This is a genomic window from Streptomyces sp. PH10-H1 (assembly GCF_030063355.1).
Lineage (GTDB): Bacteria > Actinomycetota > Actinomycetes > Streptomycetales > Streptomycetaceae > Actinacidiphila.
The window spans coordinates 77422-91401 of the sequence record NZ_JASISZ010000025.1 but is presented as its reverse complement, the minus strand read 5'-3'; the positions used below and the strand labels follow the sequence as shown (position 1 = coordinate 91401).

Genomic DNA, 13980 nt, shown 5'->3' with positions numbered 1-13980 from the left:
CTCTCCGCCCTCATTCCGCAGGAGGAAACAGCAATGACCGCACGCACCACCCGCCGCTCGGCCGCCACCTCTCGAATCACAGCGGTCGGCGCGATCGCGGTCGCGGGCACCCTGCTGCTCAGCGGCTGTGGCGACCAGACCAAGAGCAACAGCGGCACCAACACCTCGACCAACGCGAACGCCGCCCCGCTCTTCGGCAAGCTGCCGAAGAAGTACCAGGACTCGGGTGTCATCAAGGTCGGCAGCGACGCCTCGTACGCCCCGGTGGAGTCCACCGAGGGCGGGAAGATCATCGGCATCGACCCCGACATCGCCGACGCGCTCGGCAAGGTGCTCGGTGTGAAGTTCCAGTTCACCAACGGCACCTTCGACGGTCTGCTGACCGCCGTCTACACCGGCCGCCAGGACGTCGTCATGTCCGCCATGAGCGACACCAAGGCGCGCCAGGGCGGCCTGGACGACAAGGGCAAGAAGATCGGCAAGGGCGTCGACTTCGTCGACTACTTCAACTCGGGCGCGTCCATCCTGGTGAAGAAGGGCAACCCGAAGGGCATCAAGTCCCTGGACGACCTGTGCGGCCAGACGGTGGCCGTCCAGCGCGGCACCATCTACGAGGGCATCTTCAAGACGCAGGCCACGAAGTGCGCCGGCAAGACGCTCACCGTCGAGGCCTTCGACACCGACACCGAGGCCCAGACCCGGGTGAAGGCCGGCGGCGCCGTCGCAGACCTGAACGACTACCCGGTGGCTTCCTACATCGCGAAGACCTCCGGTGGCGGCAACGACTTCGAGGTCACGGGCACCCCGTCGGGCGCGGGCCCGTTCGGCATCGCCGTCGACAAGAGCAACACCCAGCTGCGCGACGCCCTCAAGGAAGCCGTGGACGCGATCATCAAGGACGGTTCCTATCAGAAGATCCTGGAGAAGTGGCAGGTCAAGGACAGCGCCATCAAGCAGGCGACCCTCAACGCCGGCTCCTGACCCACGCGCGCTTCTGAAGGGCAGTCACCGTGACTGACAAGTTCGACAAGGCGCCGGCCGAGACCCCGCCTCCGCCACCCCCGGCTTCGCACACCCCGTACGAGGCCATTCGCTCCATCCCCATCCGCCACTACGGCCGCTGGGTCAGCGGCGTGGTGGTGGTGGCCCTGCTCGCGTGGCTCGTCTACGCGTTCTCGCAGGGCAACGTCATCTGGGCCACCGTCGGAGACAAGCTCTTCGACCCGGAGGTCCTCAAGGGCCTCTGGCACACCGTGGTGATCAGCGTCATCTCCATGGCGCTCGGCCTGTTCCTGGGCGTCCTCTTCGCGGTGATGCGGCTCTCGAAGAACCCGGTGACGGGCGGCGTCGCCTGGCTGTACATCTGGTTCTTCCGCGGCACGCCCGTGTACGTGCAGCTGCTGATGTGGTTCAACCTGGCGCTGATCTTCCAGGTCCTGAACCTCGGACCCATCTACAAGAACAACATGGTCGACGTCATGACCCCGTTCGTGGTCGCCCTGCTGGGGCTCGGCCTGAACGAGGGCGCCTATATGGCGGAGATCGTCCGTGCCGGCATCCAGTCGGTGGACGAGGGCCAGACCGAGGCGTCACACGCTCTCGGCATGACCGGCGCGAAGACCATGCGCCGCATCGTGCTGCCGCAGGCGATGCGGGTGATCATTCCGCCGACCGGCAACGAGTTCATCAACATGCTGAAGACCTCGTCACTGGTGTCCGCGGTGCAGTACGTGGAACTGCTGCGTGCCACCTCGAACATCGGCTCGTCCTCGGGCGCGGTGATGGAGATGTACTTCGTCGCCTCGGTCTGGTACCTGGCACTGACCAGCGTCTTCAGCGTCGGACAGTATTATTTGGAGCGACGGTACGCCCGTGGTTCGCTCCGCAGCCTGCCGCCCACACCGTGGCAGCGCATCAAGCGGAACCTCGGAACGTTCCGCCGTCCGGAGGTGGCCCGATGAGTGTTCAGCCCATGGTCAAGGCCGAGGCCGTCCACAAGTCCTTCGGCCTCGCGCACATCCTCAAGGGCATCGAGCTGGAGGTCGCGCCGCGTGAGGTGTTCTGCCTCGTCGGCCCGTCCGGCTCGGGCAAGTCGACCTTCCTGCGGTGCATCAACCACCTGGAGCAGATCAACGCCGGCCGCCTGTGGGTGGACGGCGAGCTGGTCGGCTACCGGCAGAAGGGCGACAAGCTCTACGAGCTCAAGGACCGCGAGGTGGCCGCGAAGCGGCGGGACATCGGCATGGTGTTCCAGCGCTTCAACCTCTTCCCGCACATGACGGCGATCGAGAACGTCATGGAGGCCCCGATCCAGGTCAAGGGCGAGTCCAAGGCCGTGTCCCGGGCCCGTGCGGAACGGCTGCTGGACCGGGTCGGCCTGGCCGACAAGGCGGCCAGCTACCCCTCGCAGCTGTCCGGCGGACAGCAGCAGCGCGTGGCCATCGCCCGCGCGCTGGCGATGGAGCCGAAGCTGATGCTCTTCGACGAGCCGACCTCCGCGCTCGACCCCGAGCTGGTCGGTGAAGTCCTCGACGTCATGCGGGGGCTCGCCGAGGACGGTATGACGATGATCGTCGTCACCCACGAGATGGGTTTCGCCCGCGAGGTGGGCGACGCGCTGGTCTTCATGGACGACGGCATCGTCGTCGAGGCGGGAAGCCCGCGCGACGTCCTGGCCAACCCGCAGCACGAGCGCACCAAGGCGTTCCTGTCGAAGGTGCTCTGACCGAAGAGCGGACGACCGGAGACCGATCTACCGGACGACCGGACGACCGCAGCCGGGACGGACCGGCGGGCCCACCAGCCCGCCGGTCCGTCCCGGTTCGCGTTGGCGGCTCGTTGCGGCGCCCGTTTGCGGGGTGTGGCCGTCGCGGCCCGCTGCCCGTCGCGGCCCGCTCAGTCCCCGGCCCGGCACTGCCGCGGCACCCGCACCATGCCGTCGGTCAGACCCGTGTGCCGCCCGACCCAGGCCGGGTCGGGGAGGGGGAACTCCCCGGGCACGAGGCCGGCCGGCCGCGGTCCGCTCATGATCCACTCGCTGATGGCCTCATGCATCCGGTGGACGTTCGCCAGGATGATCTCGAAGATCTGCTCGCGCTCATGGTCGCCGTCGTACCGGCTCACGCCGTCCCTCCCCCAGGGCCCGCCGGCGCGGGCCTCCGCATCTTCAGTGCGGTGGACCGCCGCCCGCGTTGCGGCAGATCCGGGTCCGGGCCGAAGTCTGCGGGGCTTCGGGGAAGCGCCGCAGCACGCGGTCCGGGATACTGCCCGTGCCGCACGCGAGGTCGAGCGCCTTGGGCGCGGGTCCGACCAACGCCTCGACCATGTCCAGCATCACCCGAACCGCTCGTCGCGGTCCGGCAGGTACCACTCCTGCTGCCGGTCCCAGCTCTCCTGCCGGCCCTGCCAGTCGGCGGTCCGCACACTCGATGTCATCGTCGCCCCACCCGAGTTCGTAATACCCTGATAGCGACCTCGACCATTACTGAGCCTAGAACGCACGCGCAAGGATCACAAGTGGAACTGGCCTATTACTCGGACTACGCCGTGCGCCTGGTGAACAGCGAGGAGCCGGACCGCGGGACGGACGACCTCACCTCCGTCGAGACGGTCCGCGCGCTCTTCGGTACGAGCACCCAGGCCGCCGCGCGCAGCACCGACGCCGACGTGCCCCGGCTGCGCGCCGTGCGGACCCGGCTGCGCGGGGTCTTCGAGGCCGCCGACGAGGGCGACGAAGTGCGCGCCGTGGACCTGCTCAACGCGCTCCTGCTGGAGTTCCCGGTCAGCCCGCAGATCTCCGGGCACGAGCACCTCGACGCGAGCGGCCGGCCCGACTGGCACATGCACCTCGCCGATCACGCCGCGACCGCCACCGCCGGCTACGCGGCCACCGCCTGTATGGGCCTGGCCTTCCAGCTCACCGAACTGGGCGTGGACCGGCTGGGCATCTGCGAGGCGGCCCCGTGCCGCAACTCCTATGTCGACACATCGACCAACCGGTCCCGCCGCTACTGCTCCGACCGCTGCGCGACCCGGGCCAACGTGGCCGCCTACCGCGCCCGCAAACGTCTGGAGAACGAACGGTCCGCGGTCATCGGCCGTACGCAGGACGCCGCCCACGACAGCGCTCCGGCCACCGATCTCTGAACCTCTCTGGGCGGCCGGAACCGCGCCAGGGCCCGCGCCAGCATCAACTCGTCCGGCACCGTCCCGAACACGCTGCTGTCCGCGATCGGCCCGAACGGGTTGTCGGCGAGCACCCACCAGCCGCCCTCGCGCCGCTCGACCGCGCGTTTCACGATGAGCAGATCCTGCTGCAACGGGTGCCGCAGAACCACCACGTCACCCTCCCTGACATCGGCCGGACACTTCACATACCGCACGAACAGCCGATCGCCCTCGTACAGCGTCGGGACCATTGAAACCCCGGTCACTTCCACCGTGTAGGGCAGCCGGACACCCTGCTCCCGCATGCCGCGCCTCCTCGTCCCTTCCTCCACCAGCCTCAGGGTGACACCAGACTTTTGTCCTAAGCCACATGGGGCACCCGAGAAAACGACTCTCCTAGGGAGTAATCTCCCACCTGGAAAGACGATCACGAGGAAGGACCGACATGTTCTCTCGCCTGTTCGCGCCGAAGGTTAAGGTCAGCGCCCACTGCGACCTGCCCTGTGGCGTCTACGACCCGGCCCAGGCCCGCATCGAGGCCGAGTCGGTCAAGGGTGTCCAGGAGAAGTACCAGGCCAACGAGGACCCGCACTTCCGGGCCCGCGCCGTTGTCATCAAGGAGCAGCGCGCGGAGCTGGCGAAGCACCACATCTCGGTGCTGTGGAGCGACTACTTCAAGCCGCCGCACTTCGAGAAGTACCCGGAGCTGCACCAGCTCGTCAATGACGCGCTGAAGGCCGGTAGTGCCGCCAAGGCCTCCACCGACCCGGCGACGGGCCAGAAGCTCCTCGACCTCATCGCTGAGATCGACAAGATCTTCTGGGAGACCAAGAAGGCCTGATCTTCTCCTGGGCCAACCGGCCTGTGACAACACCACGGTCACAGACCAACAGACCGGGTGCGGTCATTTCTCCGGCCACCCGTACGCGGGGATTCGCAGCGCGATGACGGCGGTCGCGTGTGCGGTTCAGGGAAGCGGGTTCAGAAGGGGCGGATTCAGGGAGGCGGGTTCGGACGCGGGTTCAGAAGTCCCCGCCGCCGAAACCTCCGGAGTCGCCGCCACCGGAATCGCCGCCGAAACCGCCGCCGAAGTCGGAGGAGTTGAAGTCGGATCCGGAGTAGTCGCCGCCGTCCGGTCCCCCGTATCCGGAGTCGCCGTAGGCGGAGGGGCCGCTGAGCATGCTGCCGAGCATGGTCCCGACGAGGAGGCCGGGGAGCAGGCCGCCGCCGAAGTAGCCGCCGGCCCAGGGCCCGTAGGCCGGTCCGGCATTCCAGTAGGGCTGCCGGCCGTAGGGGGTCTCGACGGTACGGGACATGGGCTCCTGGCCGTCGGCGAGCCGGGCCGCGTCCGCGGCGCAGGCGGGCACGGGGCGCGGCGCTCCGTCTTCCGGGGCCCACTCCACGTCGCCGGTGGACGGGCCGTGGCGCGGGTCGAAGAAGCACGGCAGCCGACGCTCGGGCAGCGGGGCTCCGCCGCGCCGGGCGGCGAGGGTGGCCAGAGCGAAACGGCCGTCCTCCAGGGCCGCGGTGACGGCCCGCACATCGTCGGGGCGGCGGGCGGCCGCCATGGACGACTTCGCGGTTTCGTAGGTGTCCAGGGCGTGGCCGTAGTCCTGGCGCATCGCGTCGTCCGCTGTGGGGTCGGACGGGCTGAAGTCCAGCCGGTCCAGCTCTTCGCCGAATGCGGTGATGTCCTCGTCGACCACGACGCCCAGGGTCTGCAGCTGGGCACGCTCCGCTTCGGCCTTCTTCCTCTTGGCCCGGCGGTACAGCAGATAGCCACCGCCACCGCCGACCACGGCGATCGCGCCGACCGCGATGGCCGCGCCGGCTCCGCTGCCGGAACCGGACCCGCCTCCCCAGGACGCGGGAGCGTGCCCCGTGGCCTGCGGAAGGGCCTGGTCGACGAAGCTGTTGAGCAGGGCCTTGGTATCGGTGTCGAACAGGTCCTTGACGGAGGTGGAGAGATTGGCGACCGCGTTGCGCGACATCACCTTCGGGTCGGCCCCCGCGGAGAAACCGCGCGCGCCGAGGTGGACGGCGTAGACGCCGGTGGTGCCGACCTGGCTGCGGATGTCCGGCAGCAGGTTCTTGTTCGCGGGGAACTCGGGAGCGGAGGGAAGTACGGCGACGAAGACCGGCTTGTCCGCGTCCTTGATCTTCTTCGCCAGGGCGTCGGCGTCGGCTGCCGACAGCTGGTCCGCGGCGCGGGGATCGACGTAGACGGGACTCTTCTTCAGAGCCTCGGCGACGGTGCCGGTTCCGGTCGCCGCGTGCGCGGCCGGAGCGAGCGCGGCCCCGCCGGCCACGGCGAGCGCGGCCGCGGTGAGCAGCGCGAACAGCGGACCGAGCCACTGATGGCCGCGTCCGCGGCGGTGGTGCTCCGGCGCGGTGTTCGCGCCGGTGGCGGAGCAGGCGCTCATGGGGTGGTTCTCCTTGATGCCGGGGTGTGCGGTTCCTTCCCGCGACACCTCCAACGTGACACACCGCGCCAAGGTTCACGACTCGCGCAGTATCTCAAGGCATCCCGCCGGAGGGCCGGAGAGGCCGGCGCGCGGATATCTCACGCTCGGAAGTAGATTGGTCACGCTGTGCGAGCGTCGATCGGACGTGGCCCGTCGTTGAGGCGAGAGGTACCGGCATGAAGCACGAGTTGCGCGCGGAGTACGAAGAAGGCAGCTCTCAAACGCCCCCCCGTCTGACGCCAACGCCGGCAATGGCGCGGCGCGGTCAGGTCCGGTCGCTCTCCAGGGCCTCGTACGTGACGCGCAGCGCGTGGTCGGACTTCTCGTAGGTGCGCTGCGCCACGCAGACGAACAGGCAGTCGACGACGACCAGTTGGCTGATCCGGCTGGCCATCGCCCCCGGCCGGAACGTCGTCTCGCGGCCCGCCGAGGCCAGCACGAAGTCGGCGAGCCGGGCGGCGGACGACAGCGGGTGGTTGGTGATGACGACCGTGGTCGCCCCCTGCGCCGCGGCCCTGCGCAGCGGCTCCAGGACGTCGCGGCTCTCGCCGGAGTGCGACACCGCGAGGAAGACATCGCCGGAGCCGAGCAGCACCGCGCTGGTCAGCGCGGACTGGGAGTCGCCGTGCGCGTGGCACGGCCGCCCTATGCGCTGCAGCTTCTGGTGCAGATCCTGCGCGACGAGGCCGGACGCGCCGACCCCGGCGATATGCAGCTGCCCGTCCCCGCAGACCGCGCGCACGGCGCCGAGCAGCTGCGCCGGATCGAGCTGGGTCTCGGTCTCCAGCACCGCCTGGGACTCGGTGTGCACCAGTTTGGCGATCACCGCGGCGGGCGAGTCCTGCGGGGTGATCCCCGAGGTCAGGGTCGAGCGCGGAGTCTGCCGGGCGGCCGAGGCGGCCAGCGCCAGGCGGAGCTCGGGGTAGCCCGAGAACCCCAGCGCCCTGGCGGTCCTGACGATCGATGAGTCACTGGTGCCCGCCAGCGCGCTCAGTTCGGAGATCGTGCTGCGGGCAACCTTGTCCGGGTCCTCGACGATCAGCCGGGCGATGCGCGCGGAGGCGGGCGTCAGCGACGGCAGCAGCCCGCGCACCGTCGCGGCGAGCCCGTCACCGGGCCCCGCCAGGGGCTCCTGCGCGCCCGCCGGACCACCGGCGCCGTCCGGGCTGTTCGAGCGGCCCTGGCTGCCCGGGCCGTCAGAGGTCTCCGAGTCGTACGTACCGTCCGCATTCACCTACGAAGAATGCACTGCGGACGCCCCGTTTCGACACCTTCTTCCGTACCTGGACGGCTCTTTGGGATCATTGACCGGCTTTGCGCCCTCGATCGGCCGGGTGTCGCCCGTACGGCCCTGCGCCCCTGGTCGCGGGCTGCCGACCTCACCCTTCCGGGTGACAATGACGGGGTGACCACCGCCGGCCTGCCGATCGACGCGCTGCGACCCCGGCTGCCCTCGCCGCTGACCGGGATCACGGACGAGCGGCTGACGCGGCACGGGATCCAGCTGCTGCTCAAACGGGACGATCTGATCCATCCCGACCTGCCGGGCAACAAATGGCGCAAGCTGCGGCTCAATCTCGAGGCCGCCGCCGCGGCCGGACACGACACCCTGCTGACTTTCGGCGGCGCCTACTCCAACCATCTGCGGGCCACCGCCGCGGCCGGGCGGCTGCTGGGCTTCGCGACCATCGGCGTCGTCCGGGGCGACGAGCTGGCCCAGCGCCCGCTGAACCCCTCGCTCGCCCGCGCCGCCGCCGACGGCATGCGGCTGGAGTTCGCCGACCGGTCCACGTACCGCCGCAAGGCGGAGCCGGAGGTCATCGAGCACCTGAGGGAGCGGTTCGGCCGCTGCTATCTGGTCCCCGAGGGCGGCAGCAACGCGCTGGCGGCGCGCGGCTGCGCCGACCTCGGCAGGGAACTGCGCGGCGCGGCGGACGTGGTCGCGGTGGCCTGCGGCACCGGCGGGACGCTGGCCGGCCTGGCCGCGGGGCTGGCGCCCGCCACCCAGAGCGTGATCGGCTTCCCGGTGCTCAAGGGCGGCGGGTTCCTGAACGCCGGCATCCAGCAGCTGCAGGAGGCCGCGTTCGGCGGGCGGCGCGGCCAGTGGCGGCTCGACGAGCGCTTCCACCACGGCGGGTACGCCCGTACCAGCCCCGGGCTGGACGCCTTCGCGGAGGATTTCGCCGACCGGCACGGCCTGGTCCTGGACCGCGTCTATGTGGCGAAGATGCTGTACGGCCTGTTCGCCCTGGCGGACGAGGGCGCCTTCTCCCCCGGCACCCGCCTCGCGGCCGTGGTGACCGGATGAGGGCGGGACGGCCGTGCTGATCGAACGCGCCTACGCGCACGTCCCCGCCACCGACGAGTTCCCGGCCGATCAGTGGCCCTGGCGGGTCCCCGCCGTCGCCCAGCTGCTCGACGGCGGCCTGCGCTTCACCACTCCGGTCACCTTCCTCGTCGGCGAGAACGGCTCGGGAAAATCCACTCTGGTCGAGGCGCTCGCGGAGGGCTTCGGGCTGGATTCGTACGGCGGCCGGGCCGGCTACAAGTACGCGAGCGGCCGCGACAGGTCCGGCCTCGGGCAGCGGATCCGCTTCGACGCCACCCGCGCCGGCCGCCGGATGCTCGAAGGGCCCCGCACCCGCCGCAAGGGCTTCTTCCTGCGCGCCGAGACCGCCCTGGACGCCCTGGAGCGCGAAGACGTCGCCGTGCACTCGATGAGCCACGGCGAGGGCTTCCTGACGGCCTTCCGCGAGATGTTCCGGCAACCGGGCCTGTACGTGATGGACGAGCCGGAGGCGGCCCTGTCCTTCACCTCCTGCCTCCATCTGGTGGGCCTGATGCACGAGCTCGGCAGCACCGGAGCCCAGGTGATCTGCGCCACTCACTCACCCCTGCTGACCGCGACCCCGGGCGCCACGATCCTGGAGATCGGCGAAGCGGGCGCCCATGCCGTCCAGTGGGACGAGCTGGCCATCGTCGACCACTGGCGCCGGTATCTGGCCGATCCGAACGCTTACCTCCGCCACATCATCGGGACGTAACCTTGGCTCATGATCCGAGCCGCAACCCCCGCCGACGTTCCGGCGGTCCACGCCATGATCCGCGAACTCGCGGAGTACGAGAAGGCCCTGGAGGAAGCCCGTGCCACCCCGGAGCAGCTGCACGGCGCTCTCTTCGGTGCGAACCCGGCGGTCTTCGCACTGATCGCCGAGGACGAGTCCGGGGGCGGCCCGGTGGGATTCGCCCTGTGGTTCCTGAATTTCTCCACGTGGACGGGCACACACGGTGTGTATCTGGAGGATCTGTATGTAAGGCCCGAATCGCGCGGCGGCGGCCACGGAAAGGCGCTGCTGGCCGAACTCGCCTCCATTTGCGTAACGCGCGGCTACGAGCGCTTCGAGTGGGCAGTACTGGACTGGAATGATCCCGCGATCGGCTTCTACCGCTCCATCGGCGCCCTCGGACAGGACGGCTGGACCGTGCAGCGACTGACCGGCGAACCGCTGCACACCCTCGCCGACCTGGCAGTCCTTCCGACCGAGAGCAACGATGCGACATCTCTTTCGAATTGAGACCGCACACCCCTAGCCACGTTGCGTACTCGTGCGCTTACCATGGGTGACAAGTCATGAGGTACCGGGCCAGGGCTCACTCATGGTGGCGGCTGTGCTCCGTCCGGGCGACATCGGGGCACAGATCGCGATAGCGTCGCTGGCGGACCAGAGCAATCACTGTGTGCCACCTTGGAGGTGAGGGTGTCCCAGATCGCAGGCGAGCCCGGGACGAAGGACTTCGTTGAGGTCCGGCTGCCCGCGGCGGGGGCCTATCTGTCGGTGCTGCGTACGGCTACGGCCGGACTCGCGGCACGGCTGGACTTCACCCTCGACGAGATCGAAGACCTGCGCATCGCCGTGGACGAGGCGTGCGCGATCCTGCTGCAGCAGGCCGTTCCCGGCAGCGTATTGAGTTGCGTCTTCCGACTCGTCGGAGACGCTCTGTGGGTGAGAGTGTCGGCGCCCACGACCGATGGCCGTGCTCCGGAGCGGGACACGTTCGCCTGGACAGTGCTCTCCGCACTGGCGGGAGAGGTGGATGCCACGGTCGCGGAGGACAAGACCGTCAGCATCAGCCTGCACAAGAAGCGCGGTGCCGGCCCCGGACAGTCGTGAGGTCCCCAGATGCAGGCAGCCCGCAGGCGCGGACCCGAAGCAGGTCAGCGTGGACCGGTCCCCCGAAGGGCCGGTAACGGTACAACCGTGCACGGAACGGGGAAACGCCATGAGTGCTGATCTTTCCCGGGAGGCAGCTCCCGGACCCCCGGCGGACAGCGACGCGCCCGCGGTGCGGACCCGTGCCGCCGTACCCGCCCAGGCGTCGCCCGCCGGGGCGGCCGGGCGGTATTCGGCGCGGCAGCACCCCGGGTCCCGTACGGATGGAATGGACGCGGCGGAGCAGGCGGATCCCATGGACCAGCAAGAGCAGCACGACCCGCATGACCGGGCCGGCGCCCGAGCGCTCTTCGTGGAGCTGAGCAAGCTCCCGGACGGCTCTCCGGAACGCGCCGAGCTGCGCAACCGGCTGGTGCGCATGCACCTGCCCCTGGTGGAGCACCTGGCGCGGCGTTTCCGCAACCGCGGGGAGCCGCTGGACGACCTCACCCAGGTCGCCACCATCGGTCTGATCAAGTCCGTCGACCGCTTCGACGTGGACCGGGGCGTCGAGTTCTCCACGTACGCCACCCCCACGGTCGTCGGCGAGATCAAACGTCACTTCCGCGACAAGGGCTGGGCGGTACGCGTCCCGCGCCGGCTCCAGGAGCTGCGGCTGGCTCTCACCACCGCCACCGGTGAGCTCTCCCAGCGCTTCGGCCGGGCGCCGACCGTGCATGAGCTGGCGGTACAGCTCAAGATCACGGAGGAGGAGGTGCTGGAGGGCCTCGAATCCGCGAACGCCTACAGCACCCTGTCCCTGGACGTTCCCGACACGGACGACGACTCACCCGCCGTCGCGGACACCCTCGGCGCCATGGACGAGGCGCTCGAAGGCGTCGAGTACCGCGAATCGCTCAAACCGCTCCTGGAGTCACTGCCGCCCCGGGAGAAGAAGATCCTCATGCTGCGCTTCTTCGGCAACATGACCCAATCGCAGATCGCCCTGGAGGTCGGCATCTCCCAGATGCACGTCTCCCGCCTCCTCGCCCGCACGCTCATGCAGCTCCGCGAGAAGCTCCTCGTCGAGGAGTAGGCCCGCCGCGTAGGGCCGGACGGGCCCCAGGTCCGCCCGGCTCTACGTTCGGCTTACGTCCGGCCCAACGTCCGGCTCTAGCCGCGGTCGCCGATGCCGAGGGCGGCGGTCGTGGCGGGGTGCACCAGGAGCGCCAGGCCGGCCAGTGCCACGAGCGCGAGCGCGACGCCGGCCGCGACGAGCGGGCCCGCACCGTTGAAGAGCGTCCAGGCGACCGGCAGCGCCAGCAGCTGGATGATCAGCGCGGGCCCCCGGCTCCAGCGCCGGGCGTGCAGCAGCCCATAGGCGGCCGCCAGCGGGATCGCGGCGAGGGCGAGCACGGTGAACGCGCCCACGAGGGCGTTCCCGACGCTGGCCGGGTGACCGGCGAGGGCCAGCACGAGCAGGGCCACCCCGCAGCCCGCGAGGGCCAGCCCTTCAAGGGCCGCGACGCCCGCGGCGGCCGTCAGCCGGCGTGTTTTGAGGGACTGGGTCCGGAGGATCTGGCTCACGCGAGCCAGCGTAGCCCGGTGTACTTATGGGTAGGTACGCTTCCCCCCATGCGCGCACTTCTCGTGGTCAACCCTGCTGCCACCACCACCAGCGCGCGGGTCCGTGATGTACTCGCCCATGCCCTCGCCAGCGATCTGAAACTGGAAGTGGCCGCCACGGAGTACCGCGGCCACGCCCGCGATCTCGCGCGGCAGGCGGCGGAGGGCGGCGAGATCGAACTGGTCGTCGCGCTCGGCGGCGACGGCACGGTCAATGAAGTGGTCAACGGACTGCTGCACAACGGCCCCGACCCCGACCGCCTGCCGCAGCTGGCCGTGGTCCCCGGCGGATCCACCAATGTCTTCGCGCGCGCCCTGGGGATGCCCAATGACGTCGTCGAGGCGACCGGCGCGCTGCTGGACGCCATCCGCGACCGCTCGTCGCGCACGGTCGGCCTCGGTCTGGTGAGCGGCACCCCCGGTACCGAGGACGAGGGAGTGCCGTCGCGCTGGTTCACTTTCTGCGCGGGACTGGGATTCGACGCCGGCGTGGTGGGGCGGGTCGAACAGCAGCGGGAAATGGGAAAGCGCTCGACGCACGCGCTGTACATGCGCCAGGTGATGCGCCAGTTCCTGGCGGAGCCGTACCGGCGTGCGGGCTCGATCACCATGGACCGGCCGGACGAGGACCCGGTCACCGGGCTGGTGCTGGCCATAGTCTGCAACACCGCCCCCTGGACCTACCTGGGCAATCGTCCGGTGTTCGCCTCCCCGGACGCCTCCTTCGACGCGGGCCTGGATCTGCTGGGTGTGTCGAAGATGTCGGTGACGTCAGCGGTCCGTTACGCCACGCAGCTCCTGCGCTCCACCCCTGATCAAGGCCCGCACGGTAAGCATGTGGCGTCCCTGCACGACCTGACGGACTTCACCTTGCATTCGCAGGCTCCGCTCCCCTTCCAGGTGGACGGCGACCACCTGGGGCTGCGTACCAGCGCAACCTTCACAGGCGTACGCCGTGCACTGCGTGTGATTGTGTAAGCGGAAGAGCCCAAAGTCCTTTTACTCGAACGTTTAGGCTGCCCTGCACCCCATGGAAGTACGGCTGTGATGCAGGCGACACCGAGGAATCAAAAAAAACTTTCCTGAAGGGGTTGTATCCGCCGCCCAGGTTTGCGAGTCTCTTCTTGGCGATCGGGACGGCCAACAACCGGAGTCCCTTGAGAGCCCGAATCCACCACCTCACATCAGCGGGACTGCACCAGGTCACTGGGCGTAGTGCCGTGTCCTGTGAGGGGATTCGTGAAAGCGTTCACATTCACAAGCAACGTGCTTGTCACAAAGGAGTTGGAGCAGCCATGGACTGGCGTCATCGCGCCGTTTGCCGCGAGGAAGACCCGGAACTCTTCTTCCCCATCGGCAACACCGGTCCTGCGCTGCTGCAGATCGAGGAAGCCAAGGCCGTCTGCCGCCGCTGCCCCGTCATGGAGCAGTGCCTGCAGTGGGCGTTGGAGAGTGGCCAGGACGCAGGCGTCTGGGGTGGCCTCAGCGAGGACGAGCGTCGCGCAATGAAGCGCCGCGCCGCCCGCAACAGGGCCCGTAACGCCAGCGTCTGACGCCCCGCTTTACCCCCG

Annotated in this window: 17 protein-coding genes and 1 pseudogene; 12 read left to right on the top strand and 6 right to left on the bottom strand. The window is 69.5% G+C overall.

The window, feature by feature from the left end:
- The first annotated feature begins 33 nt into the window (after positions 1–33).
- From QMK24_RS17485 to QMK24_RS17475, 3 genes are read left to right on the top strand one after another with little or no spacing between them, the layout of a single operon-like run.
- Entirely contained in the window at positions 34–981 is a 948-nt protein-coding gene (locus QMK24_RS17485) for an ABC transporter substrate-binding protein (RefSeq protein ID WP_283467043.1), read from the top strand.
- A gap of 29 nt (positions 982–1010) precedes the next feature.
- Complete coding sequence (locus QMK24_RS17480; protein WP_283467034.1) at positions 1011–1961, top strand: amino acid ABC transporter permease; 951 nt, start codon at positions 1011–1013, stop codon at positions 1959–1961.
- Positions 1958–2725, top strand: a complete 768-nt coding sequence (locus QMK24_RS17475; protein WP_283467033.1) for an amino acid ABC transporter ATP-binding protein — start codon at positions 1958–1960, stop codon at positions 2723–2725. The genes QMK24_RS17480 and QMK24_RS17475 overlap by 4 nt, the downstream gene beginning before the upstream one ends.
- 170 nt (positions 2726–2895) lie before the next feature.
- Here QMK24_RS17475 and QMK24_RS17470 read toward each other — a convergent pair whose 3' ends face one another.
- Positions 2896–3123: a hypothetical protein gene (locus tag QMK24_RS17470; protein WP_283467032.1), complete on the bottom strand. Its 228-nt coding sequence runs from the start codon at positions 3121–3123 to the stop codon at positions 2896–2898.
- A gap of 94 nt (positions 3124–3217) precedes the next feature.
- A pseudogene (locus tag QMK24_RS17465) lies at positions 3218–3435 on the bottom strand (SAM-dependent methyltransferase); the annotation flags it as partial.
- Between the two features lie 81 nt (positions 3436–3516).
- On the opposite strand from QMK24_RS17465, the gene QMK24_RS17460 reads away from it, so the two are divergent.
- The gene (locus QMK24_RS17460; protein ID WP_283467031.1) at positions 3517–4146 is read left to right on the top strand and encodes a CGNR zinc finger domain-containing protein; all 630 of its coding nucleotides are present in this window, start codon (positions 3517–3519) and stop codon (positions 4144–4146) included.
- On the opposite strand, the gene sodX is transcribed toward QMK24_RS17460, so the two are convergent.
- Positions 4050–4472: a nickel-type superoxide dismutase maturation protease gene (sodX, locus tag QMK24_RS17455; RefSeq protein WP_283467030.1), complete on the bottom strand. Its 423-nt coding sequence runs from the start codon at positions 4470–4472 to the stop codon at positions 4050–4052. The two genes, QMK24_RS17460 and sodX, sit on opposite strands and share 97 nt — an antisense overlap.
- 140 nt (positions 4473–4612) lie before the next feature.
- Here sodX and sodN point away from each other — a divergent pair, with 140 nt between their 5' ends.
- Positions 4613–5008, top strand: a complete 396-nt coding sequence (gene sodN / locus QMK24_RS17450; protein ID WP_283467029.1) for a superoxide dismutase, Ni — start codon at positions 4613–4615, stop codon at positions 5006–5008.
- A gap of 181 nt (positions 5009–5189) precedes the next feature.
- Here sodN and QMK24_RS17445 read toward each other — a convergent pair whose 3' ends face one another.
- Together QMK24_RS17445 and QMK24_RS17440 are read right to left on the bottom strand one after the other, a co-directional pair.
- Entirely contained in the window at positions 5190–6590 is a 1401-nt protein-coding gene (locus tag QMK24_RS17445) for a hypothetical protein (protein WP_283467028.1), read from the bottom strand.
- Between the two features lie 307 nt (positions 6591–6897).
- Positions 6898–7866 carry a MurR/RpiR family transcriptional regulator gene (locus QMK24_RS17440; RefSeq protein ID WP_283467027.1) on the bottom strand — a complete coding sequence of 323 codons (969 nt, stop codon included), beginning with the start codon at positions 7864–7866 and terminating at the stop codon, positions 6898–6900.
- 171 nt (positions 7867–8037) lie between these two features.
- Between QMK24_RS17440 and QMK24_RS17435 the strand changes: the two genes are divergently transcribed.
- The 5 genes from QMK24_RS17435 (at position 8038) to QMK24_RS17415 (ending at position 11879) form a co-directional block, all read left to right on the top strand.
- Complete coding sequence (locus tag QMK24_RS17435) at positions 8038–8940, top strand: 1-aminocyclopropane-1-carboxylate deaminase/D-cysteine desulfhydrase (RefSeq protein ID WP_283467025.1); 903 nt, start codon at positions 8038–8040, stop codon at positions 8938–8940.
- Positions 8941–8953: 13 nt separating this feature from the next.
- Positions 8954–9676, top strand: coding sequence for an AAA family ATPase (locus tag QMK24_RS17430; RefSeq protein WP_283467024.1), 723 nt, complete (start codon positions 8954–8956; stop codon positions 9674–9676).
- A 9-nt stretch (positions 9677–9685) separates the two neighbouring features.
- Positions 9686–10207: a GNAT family N-acetyltransferase gene (locus tag QMK24_RS17425; RefSeq protein ID WP_283467023.1), complete on the top strand. Its 522-nt coding sequence runs from the start codon at positions 9686–9688 to the stop codon at positions 10205–10207.
- Positions 10208–10390: 183 nt separating this feature from the next.
- Positions 10391–10804 (top strand): ATP-binding protein, encoded by a 414-nt coding sequence (locus QMK24_RS17420; protein ID WP_138350908.1) that lies wholly within the window; start codon positions 10391–10393, stop codon positions 10802–10804.
- A 109-nt stretch (positions 10805–10913) separates the two neighbouring features.
- Complete coding sequence (locus QMK24_RS17415) at positions 10914–11879, top strand: RNA polymerase sigma factor SigF (RefSeq protein ID WP_283467022.1); 966 nt, start codon at positions 10914–10916, stop codon at positions 11877–11879.
- A gap of 77 nt (positions 11880–11956) precedes the next feature.
- Here QMK24_RS17415 and QMK24_RS17410 read toward each other — a convergent pair whose 3' ends face one another.
- Positions 11957–12370, bottom strand: a complete 414-nt coding sequence (locus QMK24_RS17410) for a hypothetical protein (protein WP_283467021.1) — start codon at positions 12368–12370, stop codon at positions 11957–11959.
- Positions 12371–12418: 48 nt separating this feature from the next.
- Here QMK24_RS17410 and QMK24_RS17405 point away from each other — a divergent pair, with 48 nt between their 5' ends.
- Positions 12419–13387 carry a diacylglycerol/lipid kinase family protein gene (locus tag QMK24_RS17405; protein ID WP_283467020.1) on the top strand — a complete coding sequence of 323 codons (969 nt, stop codon included), beginning with the start codon at positions 12419–12421 and terminating at the stop codon, positions 13385–13387.
- A 317-nt stretch (positions 13388–13704) separates the two neighbouring features.
- Positions 13705–13962 carry a WhiB family transcriptional regulator gene (locus QMK24_RS17400; protein ID WP_138350912.1) on the top strand — a complete coding sequence of 86 codons (258 nt, stop codon included), beginning with the start codon at positions 13705–13707 and terminating at the stop codon, positions 13960–13962.
- The last annotated feature ends 18 nt before the right edge of the window (positions 13963–13980 follow it).